We start from the raw sequence: 20802 nt of genomic DNA on the forward strand, positions 1-20802 counted from the left end.
CCTCGGGTCACCGGCCTCCGGCGCGGAAGACCTCCGCCACGGTGCGCAGCACCACCTTGACGTCCAGCCAGAGGGACCAGTTCTCGATGTAGTAGTTGTCGAACCTCGCCCGGTCCGCGATGGGCGTGTCTCCCCGCAACCCGCTCACCTGCGCGAGCCCGGTGAGCCCGACCGGCACCCGGTGACGGGCGGCGTAGGTCGGGTACTCGGCCGAGAACTTCTCGACGAAGTACGGGCGCTCCGGTCGCGGCCCGACGACGCTCATGTCGCCCCGCAGGATGTTCCACAGCTGGGGCAGCTCGTCCAGCGACGTCCGGCGCATGAAGCGACCGATCGGGCGCACCCGCTGGTCGTGGGCGATGGACCAGGTCGTCCGGGACTCGTGCTCGTCCGCCGGGCGCATCGACCGGAACTTGACCACCTTGAACGGCTTGCCGTACCGCCCGATGCGTTCCTGCTGGAAGAAGATGCCCGGCCCGCCGTCGACGAAGGTGGCGAGGGCGCAGAGCAGCAGGACGGGGCTCAGCACGACCAGCGCGACCGCGGCGAACACGATGTCCGACGCCCGCTTGACGGCCCAGCGGGGGCCGGAGAGCGCGATGTCGCCGATCTTCACGATCGGCACGGCGCCGATGTGGTCGGGATATCCACCGTGGAAGCGGGCGCCCCACAGGCGGGGCACCGCCCAGAGGTCGCAGCGCGAGTTGCGCGGTCGGAGCAGGATCTCCATGAGTTCCGACTCGTGGCAGTCCGGATCGGCGATGACCAGAACCTCGCACTCCAGCAGCCGGACGAGCTGGTCGAGGTCGTCGAGGGTGCCGCTCAGGGGCAGTGCCGCCGCACCCTGTCGCGACACGGCATCGACGCAGCCGACGAACCGCAGACCGTACTGGGGATAGCGACGCAGCAGGCGGGCGAGTTCGAGACCGACCGGACCACCACCGATGATGATCGCGTTGTGCTCCGTCCAGCGGCGCTTCCGCACGAAGTTGGCGAACGTCCTGCTGGCGGCGCGGCCGACGATGACCAACCCGGCCGAGAGCGCGACGCCGCGCATGAACCCGCCGACGTACTCCACCGAGGAGTGGCGCTCCGCCGCGATGATCGCGACCACCGCGGCCGACGCCAGTAGCCGCCCGCAGAGGCTCGGCAGCTCATCGAGGATGCTCACGTGACGGCGCGGGCGGTAGAGGCCGCCGGCCGCGAAGAAGGTCACCGTCAACGCGGCGTTCGCCAGCGTCCCGCGCCAGTAGTCCTGGCTGAGCAGCAACGGCGTGAGCAGTGCGGTGACGTCGGCGGGAGCGGTCATCATCCACGCACGCAACCGCCGGGTGCGCGACGAGGTACTCGACCGGGCGTACGGCAGGACGGCGGTGGTGTCCAGGCCAGGCCGCCGCGTACGGTCCGGCGTGGTCGGTGCGGACGTGGCCGCGGATCCCTGGTGGTGCCCCTCGGCGCCCCTCGTCTGCTGTCGGGTTTCACCAGCGTCCGACGCGGACGCCGACAGAGGACTGGTTGCCGGGTTGCTCGGCACTCGTGGACCTCCCCGTAAACGCCCCCCAACCGAGCGTCGCGACCTGAAGGGCGACCGAAGGATACGACCGGATCGATGTCTCCGCCAAGCCTCCCAGGCCAGTCCCCTCCTACTGCGCGGCGGACAGGATCTCGGGTACCGCGTCCCGGCGCACCGCGTCGAAGACGCGTCCCGCCTTCGCCTTGTCGATCAGCACGACGCTCTCGCTGCCGATCCGGCCCGTCCCCTTCGTGGGGCAGGTCAGGAACGTCAGGTTCCCGCTCCGCAGGCCGCGGAGCTCGCCGGCCAGGTCGAGAAGGGACAGTGATCGGTCGACCGCCACGGCGTCCGCGGTCGCCTGCACGAAGGAGTTGAGCTTCGCCGGGTTGGCGAGCGTGCCACCGGATGCCGCCTTGTCCAGGATCGCCTTGATGACCTGCTGCTGGTGACGGATCCGGGCGAAGTCGCCGTCGGCGAAGGCGTACCGCTCCCGGGCGTAGTCGAGGGCGGCGGCACCGTCCATCGTCTGCCGGCCGGAGGCGAAGGTACGGGTCCCCTGGAGCGAGTACTTGGTGGTGAAGCCCTTCTCCACGTCGACGTCGATGCCGCCGAGCGCGTCGACGATCTCCTTGAAGCCGGCGAAGTCGACCATCGTCACGTGGTCGACGCGGACGCCGGTGAACTCCTCGACCGTCTGCACCATCAGCGGCACCCCGCCCCACGCGTACGACGCGTTGATCTTGGCTTCGCGGCCGCCCCGTCCCTCCGGCGACGTGGGCACCTTGACCCAGCTGTCCCGGGGGATCGAGATGAGCTGGGCACTCGACCGGTCCTTGGGCAGGTGGGCCAGGATGATCGTGTCCGTTCGGGACCCCGAGCTGTTGTCCGGGTCGCGGGAGTCGCTGCCCAGGATCATGATGTTCATGGCGCCCTTCACCACCACCTGCGGCCGGGACTGCTCCGGCACGCCGTCGAAGGCGTCGACGCGTTCGATGTCGGACTCGACCGACCGGAGGTAGAGACCGCCGGCGACCACGCCGACACCCCCGATCAGCGCCAGCACCAGGACGGTCACCAGCGCGACCCGCTGCCACCGGGGACGCCGCCGACGAGGTCGGTCGGTCGGCTCGGGTGCGTGGATGTCGAGGATCTGGGTCTCGGGCTCCAGATGCGACTGGCGTTCGGACATGGGCGCGATGCTACTTATTCCGCATCTCGCCCGCGTACCCCCGACGGTGTCGGACGACGACGTTTCATCAATGAAACGTTCACCTGACCGCGCCGGCCCGGGCTGGTACAACGCTTCCGTGGATCGAATCAAGCTTCGGCGTGCCATCGCCCGCACCCCGCTCGCCCCGGTCGCCGCCTTTCCGAAGCGGCTCCGCACGATCGCCCGGTACGACGCCAAGGTGCTGCGAAACTCGGCGCGCTGGCTGGTGACGTCCCGCGAACATCACAACTACACGTACGACCTCACGCCGTTGAGCCGTAGCCACCTCGCCTGGTTCGTCAGCGTGGTCTGCGACATCCCGGTCGGGCAGGTCCGGGCGTACCTCGACGAGATCGAGTCCGACGACACCCTTCGCGGGCACCTCCTGGCGGCCATCGCCGGCTCGGAGCGCCGTGGCCTCGCCGACAAGGAGATCCGCTACGCCCGCCGGATCGGCTGGTACGCCATCGTCCGCGCCGTCCGTCCGAAGCACGTCGTGGAGACCGGTGTCGACAAGGGACTGGGCAGCGTGGTCCTCGCCGCCGCCCTGCTGCGCAACGCCGCCGAGGGGCACCCGGGCCGGGTGACCTCCCTGGACATCAACCCCGAGGCGGGTTACCTCGCGAAGGTCGCGCCCTGGTCCGAGGTCGTCGACCTGGTGATCGGGGACTCGCTGGCGTCCATCGCGGCGCTGGACCGGCCGGTCGACCTGTTCCTGCACGACAGCGACCACCGCACCGCCCACGAGCGTCGCGAGTTCGCCGCCGTCGAGCCGAAGCTCGCCCCGGGCGCGATCCTGCTCACCGACAACGTCACCATCACCAACGTGCTCGCCGAGCACGCCGAGCGCACCGGTCGCCGGTTCCTCGCCTACCGGGAGACCCCGGCCGACCACTGGTACCCCGGCGACGGCATCGGGGTGGCCTGGTAGGCCGCACGGGTACCCCGCCCGCCCCGTCGGCGTGGCATGGTGGGGCGGTGCGGCTGAAGGCGATTCACACGTACCCCGTCAAGGGATGTCATCGGCTCGACCACGACGGCGCGCACGTCGAACCGTGGGGCCTCGCCGGCGACCGGCGCTGGATGGTGGTCGACGCCGACGGCGTCGGCGTCACCCAGAGGGAGGTCGTCGGGCTGGTCCGGCTCCGGGCGGTCGTCGGCGAAGGCGGCCTGACCCTGCGTGCGGACGGCCGTCCCGACCTCGACGTCCCCGAGCCGACGGCGCCCGAACCCGTCGACGTCCGGACCTTCTCCAGCCGCAAGCTGCGGGTCCCCGCGCTGCCCGCCGGACCGGCCGCGGACGCCTGGCTCGGCGAGCTGCTCGGCCGCCCGGTCCGCCTGGTCCACCTCGCCCGGCCCACCCGGCACATTCCCGCCACCGACGGGGACCACGACACCGGCGACCAGGTCAGCTTCGCCGACGCCTACCCGCTGCTGCTGGCCACCACCGCCTCCCTCGCCGCGCTCAACGACTGGCTGGCCGACGCCGGGGAGCCGCCCGTGCCGATGACCCGGTTCCGCCCCAACCTGGTGGTGGACGGCGCGAGCGCGTGGGCGGAGGACGACTGGACCGGCCGCACGCTGCGCGTCGGCGGCGTCCGCTTCCGCGCTGCCGGGCCGTGCGGCCGCTGCGTGGTCACCACCACCGACCAGGAGACCGGCGTACGCGGAAAGGAACCCCTGCGGACGCTCGCCCGGCACCGCACGGTCCGACAGGAGGTCCTCTTCGGACTGAACCTCGTTCCCGAGGACACGGGGCGGGTGTCCGTCGGCGACGAGGTCGTCGTTCACGCCTGAGTCCGGCGCCCGCCCGCCGACCCTCACGACCGTGCGTGATCCGGGATGGGGTGGCCTCGGGCGGTGCGGGACGCCACTACTTCCTGGGCGTCGTGCGGACCGGGGCCGCGGACGCCGCCGGTGGTGTCAGGTCCCGCCACATGAGGATCTCGTCGCGGTCGTCCCCGGGTGCGACCCGCAGCGCCCCCGGCAACCGCCCGATCTCCCGGTAGCCGAGCCGGCGGTAGAAGCGGTCCAGGCCCAGGCCGTCCCGGACGGTCACGTGCAGCGCGGCGTACCCCATGTCGCGCCCCAGGCGCTCGGCCTCGCGCATCAGCGCCAGACCGTACCCGTGGCCCTGGGTGTCCGGGTGGACCATCACCCGCTTCAGGACGCACCAGTGGGCCTTCAGGTGGAACCGGTTGTCGCTGAAGATCAGCGCGGCGACGAGGCGGTCGCCCGTGTACGCGATCAGGAGGCGGTCCGGCCCGTCGGCGATCGCCGCGAGGGTGGGGTCGGCGAGGCGCCGGACGTCGGCGACGGTCACCGGTGCGACGAAGCCGACCGCGCCGCCGGCGTTGGTGACGTCCACCCAGAGCGCGACGATGCGTTCACGCAGCTCGGGGGTCAGCTCGGGATCGAGGGCGAAGCGCAGGCTCACAGCGGCAATCCTGACCCGCCGGTGCGGGATCCGGCAGGTGATCGTGACCGCCGCGACAGCGGACCGTCGCGAGCTGAGCGGCCGGGTCCGGTCGAGTTGCCCGGACCCGGCCCAGGTGCGGGAGAGGGGATTCGAACCCCCACGTCCTCACGGACACAGGAACCTAAATCCTGCGCGTCTGCCGACTTCGCCACTCCCGCAGGCTCTCAGAGTGTAGAGCGTCGGGCGGCCACCGTGCTGAGCCTGGCGGAGGCCAGGATGGCGGCGACCCGTCCCGCGGTGAGGTCCGGACGTCCTTCCGCCGTGCTGAGCAGCCGGGCGAGTCTCCTGGCTCCGAGGTCCGGGTTGGCGAGGGCGTAGCTGATCACCAGCCTCCCGTCCTCCGACGAGCTGAGTCGCGAGCCCTGCCGCCGGGGCGTCGCCGTGCCCGTCTCACGCAGTCGGCGGGCGAGCCGGTAGAGGTGATGGGGATGGCAGCCGATCCACTCCGCGGCCCGCGCGGCGGTCACTTCCTCGGCCACGAAACGCCGGACGATCTCGTCGACCCGCAGCGTGGCGGCCCCGGAGGATGGGTCGGCGGGTTCGGGTGGATCGTGAAGAGCCGACGGATCGGTGCGGCATCGCCGTCGGTTGCGCCCGGCGTACGTCGCCGTCTGGCTGTGGCAGTTCGGGCAGAGGAGCCGTAGGTTCGGCGGCCGGTTGTCCAGGAAGTCGCCGTTGACGTGGTCGACGTGGAGGATCAGAGGGCGACCACGCCAGGTCGGCCCGGTGCCGCACTCCTCGCACTCCTGCGGCACGCCGATGGTGCCGAGAGCCCACTTGAGCCGGGTGCCCGGGGTGCGCCGCGACCCGGGAGGCAGCGCCACCAGCACCTGCATCGAGGTCGTACGTCGTTGCCCCCGCCGGCCCCGGTTGTGGGCCTGGCCCGTGAAGTGGGACGTGTCGACGCCGAAGCGTTTCAGCTGCCGGCTGATGTGGGCGTGCGACCCGCCGCTGACCCGTACGCCGAGCAGCCGCATCACCTCCGTGACGCTGTGCGCGGCGGCGGCCGCCTCGGCGAGCGCCTCGGGGGTGTACCGGTACCGGACCACGTACGCACCGTAGTGGCCCGGTGTGACACCTCAGTCCAGGCCGAGGTCGCGGCGGAGCTTCGCGACGTGTCCCGTGGCCTTCACGTTGTAGAGCGCCCGTTCGATCTTCCCGTCGGCGTCGATCACGAAGGTCGAGCGGATCACTCCCGTGACGGTCTTGCCGTACATCTGCTTCTCGCCGTACGCGCCGTACGCGGTCAGCACCGCCCGGTCGGTGTCGGAGACCAGGGGGAAGGTGATGGCGTCGCGCTCGCGGAACTTCGCGAGCTTCTCCGGCTTGTCGGGGGAGATGCCGACGACCTCGTAGCCGGCGGCCTGGAGCGAGGCGAGCGAGTCGCGGAAGTCGCAGGCCTGCTTGGTGCAGCCGGGGGTCATGGCGGCCGGGTAGGCGTACAGCACGACCCTGCGGCCGCGCAGGTCGGCGAGGGAGAGCGTCTCGCCGGCGTCGGTGGGCAGGGTGAACTCCGGTGCGGGGTCACCGGGGGAGAGGCGGTCGGGCGCGGTCATGGCACGACCCTACCGCCGCCCTCGCGGCGACCGGTGGAGGCGACGCGGGCGGCACCCGTGATCAACGCCTCGGCTTGTTGCAATATCTTGGCAACAGTAAGACCCGGGCAATAGTCTGACCTCCGCCGGCGAGGACGGGCCCGCCGACGCGTGGGAGGTCGCGTGGAAATCCTGGCGTTGCACATCTCGAACGGGATCATCGACGGTCCCGTCGCGGCGGCCTTCGCGGCGCTCGCCCTGGCCGCCGTGACGTTCTGCGTCCTGCGCGGCCGCCGTGACCTCGACGACCGGCTGGCGCCGATGGCCGGCCTGGTCGCCGCGTTCATCTTCGCCGTCCAGATGCTGAACTTCCCGATCTTCACCGCCGGTGTCAGCGGCCACCTGCTGGGCGGCGCGCTGGCCGCGATGCTGGTCGGCCCCTGGGTCGGTGCGCTCTGCGTGGCGGTGGTGCTGGTCGTGCAGGCGCTGGTCTTCGGTGACGGCGGCGTGGCGATGCTCGGACTGAACATCACCAACATGGCCCTCCTGGGCACCGCCGCCGCGTACCTGCTGATCGCCCTGCTGCTGCGGATCCTGCCGCGCACCCCGGCCGGGCTCGGCGTGACCGCGTTCGTCTCGGCGCTGGTCAGCGTGGTGGTCGCCGCGCTGGGCTTCGTGCTGCAGTACCAGCTCGGCGGCACCACCGACCTCGGCGGCAACATCGGCGGCCTGGCCGGCACGATGGCCGGTGTCCACCTGCTCATCGGCATCGGCGAGGGTCTGATCACCGCGACCACGGTGGTCACCGTCGCGAAGGTCCGGCCCGATCTCGTGTACGCGCTGCGCGCCCTCAAGCCGGCCGCGCCCGCGCCCGTCCCCGCCGTCGGAGGTGTCCGGTGACCCGGCGTACCTGGAGTTTCCTGGTCGGCGGCCTGCTGGTCGCCCTGCTGCTCGCCGGCGTGGTGAGCAACTTCGCCTCCGCGCACCCGGACGGGTTGGACTCCTCCCTGCGGGAGGGCTGCACGTTCGACGCGGAGGACAACATCACCGGCGGCAGCTGCCCGGCCCAGCAGGAGAAGGAGCACGAGGTCGGCGGGCCGCTGGCCGACTACGGCGTCTCGGGCGTGGACAACGAGTTCCTCTCCACCGGCCTGTCCGGCGTTCTCGGCGTACTCCTGACCTTCGCCGTGGCCGGTGGCGCCTTCTGGCTGGTGCGTCGGCGCGGCCCGGCGGCGGCCGAGGGTGCGGACAGCACCGGGGGCGCGGCGGACCGCGCGGACTCGCCGGCCGGCACGACCAACTGAGGGGTACGACGATGGGCGCCGGACACGCGCACGTGCTGTACCGGGAGTCCGGCTCCCCCGTGCACCGGCTGCCGCCCGAGGTGAAGATCGCCGCGATGGTGGTCTTCACCCTGGCGGTGGTCGCCACGCCGCGCGAGGCGTTCTGGGCCTTCGGTGCGTACGCGCTGCTGGTCGCGGCGGTGGCCGCGCTTGCCCGGGTGGGGCCGGGGTGGCTGTTGCGGCGCGCCGTGATCGAGGTGCCGTTCGTGCTCTTCGCGTTCGCGCTGCCGTTCCTCGGGGCCGGCGAGCGGGTCGAGGTCCTCGGGCTGCGGCTGTCGGAGGACGGCCTCTACGGGGCGTGGAACATCGTCGCGAAGGGCACCCTGGGTGTCCTCGCATCGCTGCTGCTGGCCGCCACCACGACCACCCGGGACCTGATCGTCGGCCTGGACCGGCTGCACTGCCCGCAGATCCTCACCCAGATCGCCACGTTCATGCTCCGGTACCTGGACGTGCTGGTCGGCGAGACCCGGCGGATGCGGGTGGCCCGGATGTCCCGGGGCGACGACCCACGCTTCCTGTGGCAGCTGCGCGGCTTCGCCGCCGGGATCGGCGCGCTGTTCCTTCGCGCGTTCGAGCGGGGCGAGCGGGTGTACCTGGCGATGCTGTCCCGCGGCTACACCGGCCGGATGCCGGTGGTGTGGCAGGGCGGGGGCGCGGCGACGGCCGGGCAGTGGCTGGTCGCGGCCACCGTGCCCGTCCTGGCGGTCACCGTCGCCGCCGCCGCCGTCGTGCTGAGATGATCGGTGGCGTGCAGCCTGTCTCGCTCGACGTCCGCGGTGTCCGGTACGCGTACCCGGACGGACACGTCGCCCTGCACGGGGTCGACCTGACCGTGCCGCGCGGCGACCGGGTGGCGCTGCTCGGGCCGAACGGCGCCGGGAAGACCACGCTGGTGCTGCACCTCAACGGCATCCTCACCCCCACCGAGGGGACGGTCACCGTGGGCGGCCTCACGATCAGCCCGGACCGGGCGACCCTCGGTGAGGTGCGCCGCCGGGTCGGGATCGTCTTCCAGGACCCGGACGACCAGCTCTTCCTGCCCACGGTCGCCGAGGACGTGGCGTTCGGCCCGGCCAACCTGGGCCTGCGCGGGACGGAACTCGCCGCCCGTGTGGACGAGGCCCTGGACGCGGTCGGCATGTCCGCCCACCGGGACCGCGCGCCGCACCACCTGTCGTTCGGGCAGCGGCGTCGGGTGGCGGTGGCGACCGTCCTCGCCATGCACCCGGAGATCCTGGTCCTCGACGAGCCGTCGTCCAACCTCGATCCGGCCGCCCGCCGCGAGCTCGCCGCGATCCTGCGGGACCTGCCGGTGACCCTGCTGATGGTCACGCACGACCTCCCGTACGCGCTGGAGCTGTGCGACCGCTCGGTGATCCTCGACGGCGGACGCATCGTCGCCGACGGGCCCACGCCGGAGATCCTCGCCAACGGACCCCTCCTGTCCGCCCACCGCCTCGAACTCCCCTACGGCTTCACCCCCCACCCCACCCCCCGCTGACCCCACCCATCCACCGCGCCGCGCCGCGCCCGCCGCGTGGCTCTGCAGTTTCACGGAATCAGTGGCCATCGACGCGAGAATGGCCACTAATTCCGTGAAACTGCTCCCCGATGGGGTGGGGGTGGGGGTGGGGTGGGGGGTCAGGAACGGGTGGGGGTGGGGGTTCGGGAGGCGCTGTGGAGGCGGAGGGCGCCGGCCGCCATCGCGCCCGCTCCCGTGACGATCACCAGGGCCAGCAGGAGGCGTGCCGTCGTGGCCGGCCAGGGGGCGGGGACGACCGCGCGCGCGAAGACGGCCGCGTTGGCCACCCCGGCGAAGAGGGCCAGGCAGGCACCCGCGAGCGCGACCGCGAAGTCGGCGGCGGGCCGGAGAGCCAGCGCGTACGCGCCGGCGGCGATCGCGCCGAGCCCGGTCAACAGTGCCCACACCTGGCCACCGAGGAGCCCGACGAGGACGCCCCCGACGCCGGAGGCGCCCGCGTCGACCTCCCGGGCGACGGTGGAGACCATGGCGGCGACACCGCCGCAGACCAGCAGCGCGCCCACGACACGCAGTGCCCGCGTACCGGGCGCGGACGCGGCCGGCAGCAGTCCGAGTGCGCCGACGGCGAGCAGGCCGAGCGTGGCGACGACCCACCACGTGTACGCGTCCGGCGGCGGCACCCAGTCGAGCGTGCCGCGCACCTCCAGCGGCTCGGTGCCGTCGCGCAGCGGCACCACCCAGTCCCGTACCCGGTGCTCCCGGTCCGGAGCCGCCCGCACCTGCGGTGGTGGCGCCGCCTCGCGCCACAGGGCCCGCTGGTCGTGCCACCGGACGGTGGACGAGTCGTCGACCCGGCGCCAGTCCGGCTCGGCGGCCGGGTTCGCCTCCGCGGGTACGCGGGTGTCCCCGGCGATGGTCCGGTTGAGGTACGTCGCGGGGGAGCGCAGGTTCTCGTACACCCCGTCGGGGCCGACCCGCAGGTAGGGCTCCCCGGAGTAGCCCAGCACCTCGACGGTCCGGTCGCCGGTGTTGGTCAGTTCCAGTCGGGCGCCGGCCTCCACCGTCCGTACGGCCAGACCGGGCCGCGCCGGTGTCACCGCCGTGACCTCGGTGCGGTAGTCGGTGCCGTCGGGGGCGTCCGCGCCGTGCGCGGCGGCCGGCGTGGCGGTCGCGAGCGTGGCGGTGAGCGCGCCGGCGAGCAGCAGCGCGGCGCGGATGAGCAGGGTACGCATCAGCCGGCGGCCTCCACCGCGGCGCGGATGCCCTGGGGCGAACGGTCGGCGACCGGCTGTCCGTCGACCAGGATGGTCGGGGTGCCGGTGATGTTGGCGCGGCTGGCCTCGGCGGTGACGTGCTCGGTCCACGCCTCGTACTTCCCGTCGCGCACGCAGGACCCGAAGTCGTCGCGGTCCAGCCCGACGCCCACGCCGATGTCGATGAGCTGGTCGTCGCTCAGGCCGGCCCCGCCCTCGGGCGGCTGCCGTTCGAAGAGCGCGTCGGTGAACTCGCGGAACTTCCCGCCCTCGGCGGCGCAGCCGGAGGCGGCCGAGGAGCGGGTGGAGTACTCGGTGGTGGAGAAGCGGTCGAGGTACGCGACCGGGTGGAAGACGACCCGGGCCTTGCCCTGGTCGACGAGTTGGTTGACCGTGTCCCCGCTGAACTGCTGGAACTGCTTGCAGGCCGGGCAGAGGTAGTCCTCGTACAGGTCGATGGTGACCGGGCCGGAGCCGAGGACGATGCCGGTGCGGGCGTCGTTCGCGCCGGGCGGGGCGGTGAACTCGTCGGTCTGCTGGCTGCGGAACACGCTCCAGCCGATGAGGCCGGCGACGACCAGCACCGCGACGGCGGCGACCGAGATCCAGAGGGTGCGCTTGCGCCGCCGTTCCCGGGCCAGTTGTTCCCGCACCACCCGGGCGGCCTCGTTGCGTCCCTTACGACTACTCATCCTCGTCCTCCACGGCGGGGTCACCCGTCAGCCAGCCGTCCACCGAGAACGGGGTGCGGGGCCAGATCAGCAGGAACCCGGCGAGCGCCAGGAATCCCAGGTCCCGGAGGATCTCCGGCAGGTAGCTCGGTGCCTGTCCCTCGGCGAGCTGCCCGCCGCTGCCGAAGCAGCCGCAGTCGATCGCCAGGCCGCGCGTCCAGGCCGAGGCGATGCCCGCGACGAAGACCACCAGCAGCGCCGCGGAGATCCCGGCGGTCAGTCGGGTGGCCAGCCCGAGGAGCAGGAGTACGCCCAGCGCCAGCTCGACGAAGGGCAGCGCCGCGCCGATCACGGTCGCCAGGTCGTACGGCATGACCTGGTACGCGTTCACGGCGCGGCCGGAGGCGGCCAGGTCGCCCACCTTCGTCGCGCCGGCGACGAGCCAGACGGTGGCCAGCCCCAGCCGTGCGGCGACGCCGAGCCAGGGACGGACGGCGGGCCAGTGGACGGTCCCGGTTCGCGGTGCGGTCACGGTCATTGGTCGTTCCGTCCCCGGGGGAAGTTCCCGCCTCAGCCGGCGAGGGCGTCGCCGACGGCCTCGACCAGGTCGTTGCGCGCCCGGGCCACCCGGGAACGGATGGTGCCCACCGGCACCCCCTCCACGGCGGCGGCCTCCGCGTACGACAGGCCGAGCAGTTGGGTGAGCACGAACGCGCCGCGCCGCTCCGCGGGAAGCCGGCGGACCAGGTCGGCGGCGCCCAGGTGACCGGCGGGGTCGGGGTGCGGCCGGTCGGTCCACGCGTCGGCGGCGAGCCGGACGTCGAGGCGGCGTCGGCGGACGACGGTGCGCAGGTGGTCGGCGCACGCACGCCGGGCGATGCCGAGCAGCCAGGTGCGGGCGGAGGACCGTCCCTCGAAGCCGGGCAGCGCGCGGAACGCCCGCAGGTACGTCTCCTGGGTCAGGTCGTCCGCGCTGTCCGGGTCGACGAGGGCGGCGGCGAAGCGCCACACCTCGGCCTGGGTGAGCCGCACGAACGCGGCCTGGGCGACCGGATCCCCGTCGCGGGCGGCGAGTGCCCACTCGGTCGCCGACTCGCGCGCGGCGGTGGCCGCGTCGTCGGCCGGGCCGGTGGCGGCGCTCGCGCGCGGGACGGGGATCACGACAGACCAGGTTACGCGGAGCGTGGTGCGGCGGGAGGGCCCTTCGGCCCTTCCATGGTGTGCGCCACGTCGGGAACTTTTCCCGACCATCGGTCGACTACCCCCTCATGAACTGCGACGACGTACGCGAGGCGCTGTCGGCGCGGCTGGACGGGGAGGACCCGCGGGCGGCACCGACGGTGCTGGAGGCGCACACGGAGAGCTGCCCGGGCTGCCGGTCGTGGCTGACCTCGGCCGAGCGGGTGACCCGGCTGGCCCGGGTGCGACCGGTGGCCGTGCCGGACCTGACGGCCCCGGTGCTGGCGGCCGTGGCCGCCGACGCGGCGGTGACCCGGGCGGCGCCGGTGGCCGCGCTGCGGGCCCGCCGCCAGGTGCTGCGGGTCGCGGTCGCGGTCGCGGCGGTCGCCCAGGTGACGGTCGCGCTGCCGGTCCTGCTCGCCGGGCTGGGGGTGGCCGCCGACCCGCACACCAGTCGGGAGATGGCCTCCTTCGACATCGCCCTGGCCGTCGGCTTCGCGTTGGCCGCGTGGCGGCCCGAACGGGCGCGTGCGTTCGTACCCGTGGCCCTGGTCCTGGCGGTGTGCCTGGCCGGCACCAGCGCGATGGACATCGCCAACTCCACCACCGCGCTCGTGCACGAGGTGGGCCACCTCGCCGCCGTGGTGCAGGCGGGCCTGCTGTGGGCCCTGGGCCGGGTGAGCGACGAGACCGACCGGCCGCTGCGGGCGGCGGTCGCGGTGGGGCGCGGGTGACCCGCTCCGGTCCGGGGTTCCCGCGCTCCGGGTCGGCAGCGACGCGGCCGGCGCCCGACGCGCGGGCGTCGACCGGCCCGGCTGGTCGGCGGAGGGCGGTCTGGGCGAGCATGACCGCTATGACTGCCGCCCACCGCCGCTGGTCCGCCCGGTTCGCCGCCGCCGCCGGCCTGCTGGTCACCGTCGTCGCCCTGCTGCTCGCACCGGCCGCTCCGGCCAGCGCCCACGCGGTGCTGGTGAGCAGCAGCCCGAACTCCTCGGCGGTGGTGCCGGACGCCCCGTCGGAGGTGGTGCTGACCTTCAGCGAGGCGGTCCGCGAGGTGACCGGGAAGATCCGGGTCATCGCGCCGGACGGCTCCCGTGCCGACCGGGGTGACCCCGCCTTCGACGGCGGGGTGGTGACCATCGGAGTGGACCCGGCCGCCGGGCGCGGCACGTACCTGGTGAGCTACCGGGTGATCTCCGCCGACAGCCACCCGGTCTCGGGGGCCTTCACCTACTCGGTGGGTGCCCCGTCGACGCCGCCGACCGACTCCGGTGACGACAGCCGCGCGGACCCCGTCGTCTCCCACGGGATCAAGGTCGCCAAGTTCGTGGGCTACGCCGGCCTGGCGCTCCTGGTGGGGCCGGCGCTGGTGCTCGCCGCGCTCTGGCCGCGCCGGCTGTCCCGCTCGGGTCCGGCCCGGCTGGCCTGGACGGGCCTCGGGCTGGTGGCGGTCTCCACCCTGGCCACGGTCTGGTTGCAGGTGCCCTACACCAACGGCGGTGGACCCTTCGACGTCAGCGGCGAGGGACTCTCCGGGGTGCTCGGCAGCACCTTCGGTGCCACGCACCTGGTCCGCCTGGGCCTGCTCGCCGCGGCGGCGTTCCTGCTCCGGCCGCTGTTCGCCGGACCGGTCGGCCGGACCGACCTGGTGATCCTCGGTGTCCTGGGCGCGGCGGCGCTGCTGACCTGGCCGTTGTCCGGGCACCCGGCGGCGTCGCCCGCGCCGGCCGTCTCCGTCGTCGTCGACGCCGTGCACCTGGGCGGCATGGCCGTCTGGCTGGGCGGGCTGGCGATGCTCGCCGGCTTCCTGCTGCGCCGCGCCGACGAGCGGGAACTGGGGGCGATCCTGCCGATCTGGTCCCGCTGGGCGGCGCTGGCCGTCTCCGCGCTGCTGCTCGCCGGCACCGTGCAGGCACTGATCGAGGTGGCCACCCCGAGCGCCCTCGTCGACACCACGTACGGGCAACTGCTGCTCGGCAAGATCGGGTTGTTCGCGCTGGTCATCGCGGTGGCCGCGTACTCCCGGGCGCTGGTGCGGCGGCGGACCGCCGCCGGCCGGCCGGCGCCCGTACGGCGGGCGATCTGGGCGGAGCTGGCGATCACCGCGATCGTGCTCGGTCTGTCGGCGACGCTGGTGCAGACCACTCCGGCGCGGACCGCCGTCACGGACACCACCGGCGGGGAGAGCGGCTACTTCTCCACCACCCTGACCAGTTCGCTGTACTCGCTCCAGGTCGAGATGGACCCGGCCGAGCGGGGCAACAACACCGTGCACTTCTACGCGTACACCCTCGACAACCGGCCGCAGCCGGTGGTCGAGTGGCGGGCCACGGCGGCCCTGCCGGCGGCCGGCATCGAGCCGATCGAGGTGCCGCTGCTGCCGCTGACCGACAACCACGCCACCGGCGAGATCAACCTGCCGGCGTCGGGGGAGTGGCTGCTGCGCATCACCGTCCGTACGTCCGACATCGACCAGGCCACGGTGACCGCCACCGTGCCCGTCCGGTAACAGGAAGGCTCTCATCCCGATGATGCGTCTCCGGCGCTCCGCAACCGCCGCCGCCCTCGCCCTCGGGGCCGTCACCGTCGCCGTCCTCGGCGTCGCGTCGCCCGCCTCGGCACACGTCACCGTCAACCCGAAGGAGGCGACCCAGGGCAGCTACGGCCGGTTCGCGTTCCGGGTGCCCAACGAGAGCGACACGGCGTCCACGGTCAAGGTGGAGGTGGTGCTGCCGGAGAACGCCCCGGTCGGGTCGGTGTCGACGATGCCGGTGCCGGGCTGGACCGTGGCGGTGGAGAAGCGCAAGCTCGACCAGCCGGTCGAGGTGCACGGCAGCCAGCTCACCGAGGCGGTGTCCAAGTTGACCTGGACGGCCGCGGCCGACGCCGGGGTGAAGCCGGGGCAGTTCCAGGAGTTCCCCGTCTCCCTCGGCCCCCTGCCGAAGGTCGAGCGGATGGTGTTCAAGACGCTCCAGACGTACTCCGACGGCAACGTGCAGCGCTGGATCGAGGAGCCGGTGGCCGGCGCCGAGGAGCCGGAGAGCCCGGCGCCGGTGCTCACCCTGACGGCTGCCGCCCCGTCCGGCGCACCGACGCCGGGCACCGCCGGGGGCGGGGCCGCCGAGGCCGCCGACGAGGACGACGACGAAGCAGGGGACACCGGCCTGGCCACCGGACTCGGGACCGCCGGTCTCGTCGCCGGGCTCGGCGGACTGCTGCTGGGCGGGCTGGCCTTCGCGCGTACCCGACGGGAGTCCACGCCGAAGCCGTGACCCGCGCCTGAGCACCGGCCCGTCGGGACCCGTCCCGACGGGCCGGTCGTCTTTCTCCGCGTTGCCGCCTGAACCGCGCTGATCTGCGGCTTCACCTCGGTAAGGTCGGCCGGGTATCCGCTACGGAGGGGGACAAGGCGAATGCGGTTCGTGCGGGCGCTGGTCGGAACGCTGCTGTTGGTGGTCGGGATCTCGGCACTGATCGCCGGTGGGGCGCTCTGGCAGCTCAACCGGCACGCCGACCCGGGAGGCACCTTCGCCGCCCGCTTCGAGACGGTCCACACGCCGGGCCACGCGATCGTCGTCACCGACGTGGACGCGCTCCTGCGTACCGAGGCGCCCTTCGCCCGTGCCGGGTCGTCCCGGCTGCGGGTCGCGGCGCGCACGCCGGACGGACCGGCGTTCGTGGGCCTGGCACCCACCGACGAGGTGCGGCGCTGGCTGGACCCGGTGGCCCACGCCGAGGTCCGCCGGGTGGCACTGTCCCGGGGGCCGCTGCCGGTCCGCCTGGAGCCGGCCGGGCCGGCGGTCGGGTCCGTGGCGCCGGTCCCGCCGGTCGGGCGGCCCTTCTGGGTACGCGACGGGGTGGGAGCCCTGGAGTGGTCCCCGCGCGACCTGGCCGACCGGCAGCTCAGCCTGGTCGTGATGCGCCCCGACGGCCGGGCCGACGTGACCCTGGACCTGCGGGCGGAATGGCGGTCCGGCTGGCCCGCCCCGGCGATGGCGGGGCTGCTCACCGGCGGCACGCTGCTCGTCGTGCTGGCCGCTCTCCTGCTGCTGCGCCCGGGCCGGCCCCGCGAGGTGGTGTTCGTGGTCGAGCCGGACCAGGTCCCGGTGCTGGCCGGCCGGCTCGGCGTGACGTCGCTCAGCGGGCTCGGCGCGCAGCCCACCCGGGACAGCGACCGGCCGGCGGTCTCCGCCCGTCAACTGGTGTCGGTCGGTGCGGCGGAACGGTCGCGTCCCGTGCTCGGCCCGGTGCCGAGCCACCGCCCCGCGACGCTCGCGGATCTCGTCGGTGACCCGGCGCTCGCCTGGCCACCGATGGGACCCGCCCCGACCGATCCGCCGACCGGCGCGGCCGAGGGTGACCTGGCGGAGACGCGGCTGCGCCCCGCCGCCCCGGACGAACCGCGCTGAGGAAGAGACGGCGGCGGCCCTCCGCGCTGCCGACGCGAAGGGCCACCCGCACCGGGGGATCGGTGCCTACCCGAGAGACGCCCGAGGTAGTTGAGACCAGATTAGCGCCATTGCACGCTACTCGGGAAGACTGTCCATTTGGTGCACCTTCTCGGCGCGGGTCCGGATCGGCAGGGTCACCAGCAGCGCGAGGCTCAACAGCACGTACACGTTGCGGAGCAGGAACTCGCCCGGCGAGTCGGCGGGCTCGGGCGCGACGCCCCAGTCGTAGAACGACACCACCCCGTACACGATGATCGCCGAGACGGCGACGGCGGACACCGTGAGCCAGCGGCGGCGGCGCGCGCCGGACGGGGTCGCCGGGTCGGAGTCCCACGCCGCGTCGGCCAGCACCACCACCGCCGGGACGAACCAGTAGACGTGGTGGGTCCAGGTGATCGGGCTGATGAGCGCGCCGACCAGGCCGGTCAGGGTGAGACCGACGATCAGGTCACCGGCCCGGGCGGCCCGCGCGGCCCGCCACAGCCCGTACCCGGCGATGACCGTGACCAGCACCAACCACAGCAGCCGGTCCGGCCTCTCCGGTGCGGTGATCCGGCTCAGCAGCCCGAACAGCGACTGGTTGCCGGTGTAGTCGGTGCGGCCCACCCGCTCGGTCGCCCACAGTTCGTGGGTCCAGAACCGCCAGGAGTCGCGCGGCGCGACCGCCGCCGCCAGCAGCGTCGCGACGGCCGCGGTGACACTGGCCACCACCGCGGCCCGCCACCGGCGGCAGGCCAGCAGGTAGACGATGAAGATGCCCGGGAAGAGCTTGAGCGCCGTCGCCAGGCCGATGCCCACACCTGCCCAGCGCCGCGCCTTCGGTACGGCGAAGAGCAGGTCGGCCAGGATCAGCACGACCAGCAGCATGTTGATCTGACCGAAGGTGATCGTCTCGCGGGTGCTCTCCACGGCGAGCACGAACAGCACCGCCAGGCTGAGCGTGAAGATCCGCGGAAGGTGGTGCCGGGCGATCACCGGGTCGACCAGCCAGCGGGTGGTGACCACGACCGCGACCACCGTGAGGATCGAGAAGATCCAGACTGTCGCGCCCACGGTGAGCAGACCGAACGGCCAGAGCAGCAGGGCGCTGAACGGTGGGTAGGTGAAGTACAGCTCACCCTGCACCCGGTCCGGCTGGACGTAGTCGTAAAGCGGATTGCCCGCCCGCCACCAGTCCATGGCCGACATGTAGATCTTCAGGTCGAAGAAGTCGTGCTTCCGGTTGGGCAGGTACAGCGCCGGCAGCACGGCCGCGAGCGCCAGCACGGTGACGAGTCGACGGACAGTACGGCCGCCGTGTTCGTCGTCGGTGGTGGTGGGCGGTGCGACGGGTTCGGCTGGCACGGGCAAACCCTAGCGGGCGGCCTCCACGTCGGTGCACGGCGCGCGGCCGGTGGGCTGCGCGTAGGCTGTGCCGGTGGCTGATCTTCTCGTGTGGATCGACTGTGAGATGACCGGGCTCGACCTCGGCCGGGACAAACTGATCGAGGTGGCCGCACTGGTCACCGACCCCGACCTCAACGTGCTCGGTGAGGGCGTCGACGTGGTGATCCACGCCGACGAGGCGGCGCTGGACGCGATGCCGGAGATCGTCCGCACGATGCACGGCAAGTCGGGCCTGACCGAGGAGGTCCGCCGGTCCACGGTCACCCTCGCCGAGGCGGAGGACCTGGTCATGGACTACGTGACCAGCCACGTCAAGGACCCGCGTACCGCCCCGCTGTGCGGGAACTCGATCGCCACCGACCGGGGATTCATCACCCGGGACATGCCGCGCCTCGACGCCCACCTGCACTACCGCATGATCGACGTCTCGTCGATCAAGGAGCTGTGCCGGCGCTGGTACCCGCGCGTGTACTTCGGCCAGCCGCAGAAGGGCCTCGCGCACCGGGCCCTCGCGGACATCCGGGAGAGCATCCGCGAGCTGGAGTACTACCGGCGCACCCTCTTCGTGCCCCTGCCCGGCCCCGACGTGGAAACCGCCCGGGCGATCGCCGCCGAGCTCTGACCGCCGTCCCGCCCGGAGTCGGGCGGTGGCGGGAACCCGGTGGACGGGTCGGCCGGTCGTGGGGTTATGATTTCTCCGCACCCGCCCGGGGGTGATCGACCGGGGCGGACGGCATGGTGGCTGTAGCTCAGTTGGCAGAGCACCGGGTTGTGGTCCCGGTTGTCGTGGGTTCAATTCCCATCAGTCACCCGGTGAGCGAAAAGGCCCCCTCCGCGTGGAGGGGGCCTTCGTCGTTCCGCTCAGGGGGTCGGAGTCGGGGTCGGGCTGACGTCCGGGTCGGCGCTCGCCGTCGGCTCGGCCGACGCCGGCTCGTACGGCAGGGCGCTGCCCTTGACGTACTGCTCCCAGCTCATGTTCCAGTCGGTCCAGCCGTTGCCGTTCTGCAGCTTCCGTTCGGTGCCCTTGACGGTGATCGGGTCGCCGACGCGGGTGTTCGCGAAGAGCCACGCCCCGTTGGCCATCGAGACGTTCACGCAGCCGTGTGACACGTTGACGCGGCCCTGCTGCCCCTCCGACCACGGCGCGGCGTGGATGAACTCGCCACCCCAGGTCAGCCGCTGCGCGTAGTCGATCTTCGTGCGGTAGCCGTCCTCGGGGCCCAGCTCCTCGAAGGTGTCGAAGACCGTCTTGCGCAGCTTCTCGATCACGACCATGGTGCCGCTGGACGACGGCGTGGTCTTCTTGCCGAGGCTGACCGGGATCGTCTTGATCACGGAGCCGTCCTTGGTGACGGTCATCCGCTTCGTCTTGTTGTCCACCGTCATGACCACCGCCGGGCCGATCTTGACGTCGACGCTCAGGTCGGCGCGGCCGTACCAGCCGTCGCCCAAGGGCAGGCCGCCGGCCTGGACCTGGTACTTCACGGTGCTGTTCGCCTTCCAGAACTCCTTCGGGCGGTAGCGGATCTCGGTCGGGCTGACCCAGTGCCAGATGCCCTCCTGCGCCGGGGTCGAGGTGACCGTCATCCGGCGCTGCACGTCGTCCCGGTGGTCCTCGGGGATGTTGCGGCTGAACTTGACGATCAGCGGCATGCCGACGCCCACCACCTGGCCGTCGCCGAGGAAACTGCTCACCCGTACCTGGTTGGCCGGCTTCGCCATCGTGGTGAAGGTGCTCGTGGCCGTGGCAGGCTTGCCGTCGTCACCGGTCGCCGTCACCGTGGCGGTGTACGTCTCGCCGTACTCCAGCGCGCCGGTCGGCAGCCAGCTCCCGCCGGCCGGCGCCAGCGTGCCCTCGACGGCCGTGCCAGCCGTGTCCTTCAGCTCGACGGTCGTCTCCTGGGCGTCCTTCGTGGTGAAGGTGATGCCCGTGGAGGCGGGGACGTCCTTCGCGTCGGCGGCCGGCTCGACGATGGTCGCGGCGGCCTTCGGCGCGCTCGCCGGCGCGCTCGCTGGCGCGTCGCCGCCGCCCTGCCAGCCGGGCGACGTGCCGCCGTCGTCGGAGGTGCAGGCGGAGGTGACGGCGAGTACCGCGGCGAGCAGGCCCGCCGCGAGTCCACGGCGTCGTCCGCCGTGCCGATTCCGCTGGTCGGAGACAGCTCGCATGATTCCCTCACAGTCGTGGTGCCCGGTTGCCCATGGTGCCTCACAGACGTGCCAGGGCAGGTACCCGTTCCGAAAGGTGAAGCGAAACACTCCGAGCGAGATGTCCGAATTCTGTCACCTCGCGCGGGGC

At 72.9% G+C, this 20802-nt stretch carries 22 protein-coding genes and 2 tRNA genes; 12 read left to right on the top strand and 12 right to left on the bottom strand.

The features are described 5' to 3' along the window. Nucleotides 1–7 precede the first annotated feature (7 nt). Nucleotides 8–1312: a sugar transferase gene (locus tag ACTMSW_RS02830; protein ID WP_441178828.1), complete on the bottom strand. Its 1305-nt coding sequence runs from the start codon at nt 1310–1312 to the stop codon at nt 8–10. Nucleotides 1313–1643: 331 nt separating this feature from the next. Next, entirely contained in the window at nt 1644–2702 is a 1059-nt protein-coding gene (locus ACTMSW_RS02835) for an LCP family protein (RefSeq protein WP_441178829.1), read from the bottom strand. A 118-nt stretch (nt 2703–2820) separates the two neighbouring features. Between ACTMSW_RS02835 and ACTMSW_RS02840 the strand changes: the two genes are divergently transcribed. Together ACTMSW_RS02840 and ACTMSW_RS02845 are read left to right on the top strand one after the other, a co-directional pair. Next, on the top strand, nt 2821–3654 hold the full coding sequence (locus ACTMSW_RS02840; protein WP_441178830.1) for an O-methyltransferase: 834 nt from the start codon (nt 2821–2823) through the stop codon (nt 3652–3654). 47 nt (nt 3655–3701) lie between these two features. Next, nucleotides 3702–4520 carry an MOSC domain-containing protein gene (locus tag ACTMSW_RS02845; RefSeq protein WP_441178831.1) on the top strand — a complete coding sequence of 273 codons (819 nt, stop codon included), beginning with the start codon at nt 3702–3704 and terminating at the stop codon, nt 4518–4520. Nucleotides 4521–4596: 76 nt separating this feature from the next. On the opposite strand, the gene ACTMSW_RS02850 is transcribed toward ACTMSW_RS02845, so the two are convergent. The 4 genes from ACTMSW_RS02850 to bcp form a co-directional block, all read right to left on the bottom strand. Continuing rightward, the gene (locus tag ACTMSW_RS02850) at nt 4597–5160 is read right to left on the bottom strand and encodes an N-acetyltransferase family protein (protein ID WP_441178832.1); all 564 of its coding nucleotides are present in this window, start codon (nt 5158–5160) and stop codon (nt 4597–4599) included. A 116-nt stretch (nt 5161–5276) separates the two neighbouring features. After that, a tRNA-Leu gene (locus tag ACTMSW_RS02855) sits at nt 5277–5360 on the bottom strand. Nucleotides 5361–5366: 6 nt separating this feature from the next. Further along, on the bottom strand, nt 5367–6251 hold the full coding sequence (locus ACTMSW_RS02860) for an HNH endonuclease signature motif containing protein (RefSeq protein ID WP_441178833.1): 885 nt from the start codon (nt 6249–6251) through the stop codon (nt 5367–5369). A gap of 30 nt (nt 6252–6281) precedes the next feature. Continuing rightward, entirely contained in the window at nt 6282–6758 is a 477-nt protein-coding gene (bcp, locus tag ACTMSW_RS02865; protein ID WP_441178834.1) for a thioredoxin-dependent thiol peroxidase, read from the bottom strand. A gap of 162 nt (nt 6759–6920) precedes the next feature. Between bcp and ACTMSW_RS02870 the strand changes: the two genes are divergently transcribed. The 4 genes from ACTMSW_RS02870 to ACTMSW_RS02885 are packed head-to-tail and all read left to right on the top strand — an operon-like array spanning nt 6921 to nt 9584. Next, a complete protein-coding gene (locus ACTMSW_RS02870) occupies nt 6921–7637 on the top strand; it encodes an energy-coupling factor ABC transporter permease (protein WP_441178835.1) in 717 nt (238 codons plus the stop codon). Beyond that, nucleotides 7634–8041 (top strand): PDGLE domain-containing protein, encoded by a 408-nt coding sequence (locus ACTMSW_RS02875; protein ID WP_441178836.1) that lies wholly within the window; start codon nt 7634–7636, stop codon nt 8039–8041. The genes ACTMSW_RS02870 and ACTMSW_RS02875 overlap by 4 nt, the downstream gene beginning before the upstream one ends. A gap of 11 nt (nt 8042–8052) precedes the next feature. Beyond that, nucleotides 8053–8823: a cobalt ECF transporter T component CbiQ gene (gene cbiQ, locus ACTMSW_RS02880; RefSeq protein ID WP_441178837.1), complete on the top strand. Its 771-nt coding sequence runs from the start codon at nt 8053–8055 to the stop codon at nt 8821–8823. Beyond that, nucleotides 8820–9584, top strand: coding sequence for an energy-coupling factor ABC transporter ATP-binding protein (locus ACTMSW_RS02885; RefSeq protein WP_441178838.1), 765 nt, complete (start codon nt 8820–8822; stop codon nt 9582–9584). The genes cbiQ and ACTMSW_RS02885 overlap by 4 nt, the downstream gene beginning before the upstream one ends. Before the next feature lie 140 nt (nt 9585–9724). On the opposite strand, the gene ACTMSW_RS02890 is transcribed toward ACTMSW_RS02885, so the two are convergent. Genes ACTMSW_RS02890 through ACTMSW_RS02905 form a run of 4 tightly spaced genes read right to left on the bottom strand, consistent with a single transcriptional unit; the run spans nt 9725 to nt 12651 of the window. Beyond that, complete coding sequence (locus ACTMSW_RS02890; RefSeq protein WP_441178839.1) at nt 9725–10798, bottom strand: hypothetical protein; 1074 nt, start codon at nt 10796–10798, stop codon at nt 9725–9727. Further along, nucleotides 10798–11511, bottom strand: coding sequence for a DsbA family protein (locus ACTMSW_RS02895; protein WP_441178840.1), 714 nt, complete (start codon nt 11509–11511; stop codon nt 10798–10800). Before ACTMSW_RS02895 ends, ACTMSW_RS02890 begins: the two co-directional genes overlap by 1 nt. Further along, a complete protein-coding gene (locus ACTMSW_RS02900; protein ID WP_441178841.1) occupies nt 11504–12022 on the bottom strand; it encodes a MauE/DoxX family redox-associated membrane protein in 519 nt (172 codons plus the stop codon). The genes ACTMSW_RS02895 and ACTMSW_RS02900 overlap by 8 nt, the downstream gene beginning before the upstream one ends. A 38-nt stretch (nt 12023–12060) precedes the next feature. Beyond that, the gene (locus ACTMSW_RS02905; protein WP_441178842.1) at nt 12061–12651 is read right to left on the bottom strand and encodes a sigma factor; all 591 of its coding nucleotides are present in this window, start codon (nt 12649–12651) and stop codon (nt 12061–12063) included. 107 nt (nt 12652–12758) lie between these two features. Between ACTMSW_RS02905 and ACTMSW_RS02910 the strand changes: the two genes are divergently transcribed. The 4 genes from ACTMSW_RS02910 (at nt 12759) to ACTMSW_RS02925 (ending at nt 17078) form a co-directional block, all read left to right on the top strand. Continuing rightward, entirely contained in the window at nt 12759–13403 is a 645-nt protein-coding gene (locus ACTMSW_RS02910) for a zf-HC2 domain-containing protein (protein WP_441178843.1), read from the top strand. A gap of 110 nt (nt 13404–13513) precedes the next feature. Then, a complete protein-coding gene (locus ACTMSW_RS02915) occupies nt 13514–15178 on the top strand; it encodes a copper resistance CopC/CopD family protein (RefSeq protein ID WP_441178844.1) in 1665 nt (554 codons plus the stop codon). A gap of 19 nt (nt 15179–15197) precedes the next feature. Beyond that, nucleotides 15198–15941 carry a YcnI family copper-binding membrane protein gene (locus ACTMSW_RS02920; RefSeq protein ID WP_441178845.1) on the top strand — a complete coding sequence of 248 codons (744 nt, stop codon included), beginning with the start codon at nt 15198–15200 and terminating at the stop codon, nt 15939–15941. Between the two features lie 141 nt (nt 15942–16082). Further along, entirely contained in the window at nt 16083–17078 is a 996-nt protein-coding gene (locus tag ACTMSW_RS02925) for a hypothetical protein (RefSeq protein ID WP_441178846.1), read from the top strand. A gap of 117 nt (nt 17079–17195) precedes the next feature. On the opposite strand, the gene ACTMSW_RS02930 is transcribed toward ACTMSW_RS02925, so the two are convergent. Beyond that, nucleotides 17196–18464, bottom strand: a complete 1269-nt coding sequence (locus ACTMSW_RS02930; RefSeq protein ID WP_441178847.1) for a glycosyltransferase family 87 protein — start codon at nt 18462–18464, stop codon at nt 17196–17198. Nucleotides 18465–18531: 67 nt separating this feature from the next. Between ACTMSW_RS02930 and orn the strand changes: the two genes are divergently transcribed. After that, nucleotides 18532–19128, top strand: coding sequence for an oligoribonuclease (gene orn, locus ACTMSW_RS02935; RefSeq protein WP_441178848.1), 597 nt, complete (start codon nt 18532–18534; stop codon nt 19126–19128). Nucleotides 19129–19244: 116 nt separating this feature from the next. Then, nucleotides 19245–19317: transfer RNA gene (locus ACTMSW_RS02940), tRNA-His, on the top strand. A gap of 50 nt (nt 19318–19367) precedes the next feature. On the opposite strand, the gene ACTMSW_RS02945 is transcribed toward ACTMSW_RS02940, so the two are convergent. Next, complete coding sequence (locus tag ACTMSW_RS02945) at nt 19368–20672, bottom strand: Ig-like domain-containing protein (RefSeq protein WP_441178849.1); 1305 nt, start codon at nt 20670–20672, stop codon at nt 19368–19370. Nucleotides 20673–20802: the final 130 nt, after the last annotated feature.

This window comes from Micromonospora sp. BQ11 (assembly GCF_052068135.1).
In the GTDB taxonomy this organism is placed as follows: Bacteria; Actinomycetota; Actinomycetes; order Mycobacteriales; family Micromonosporaceae; genus Micromonospora.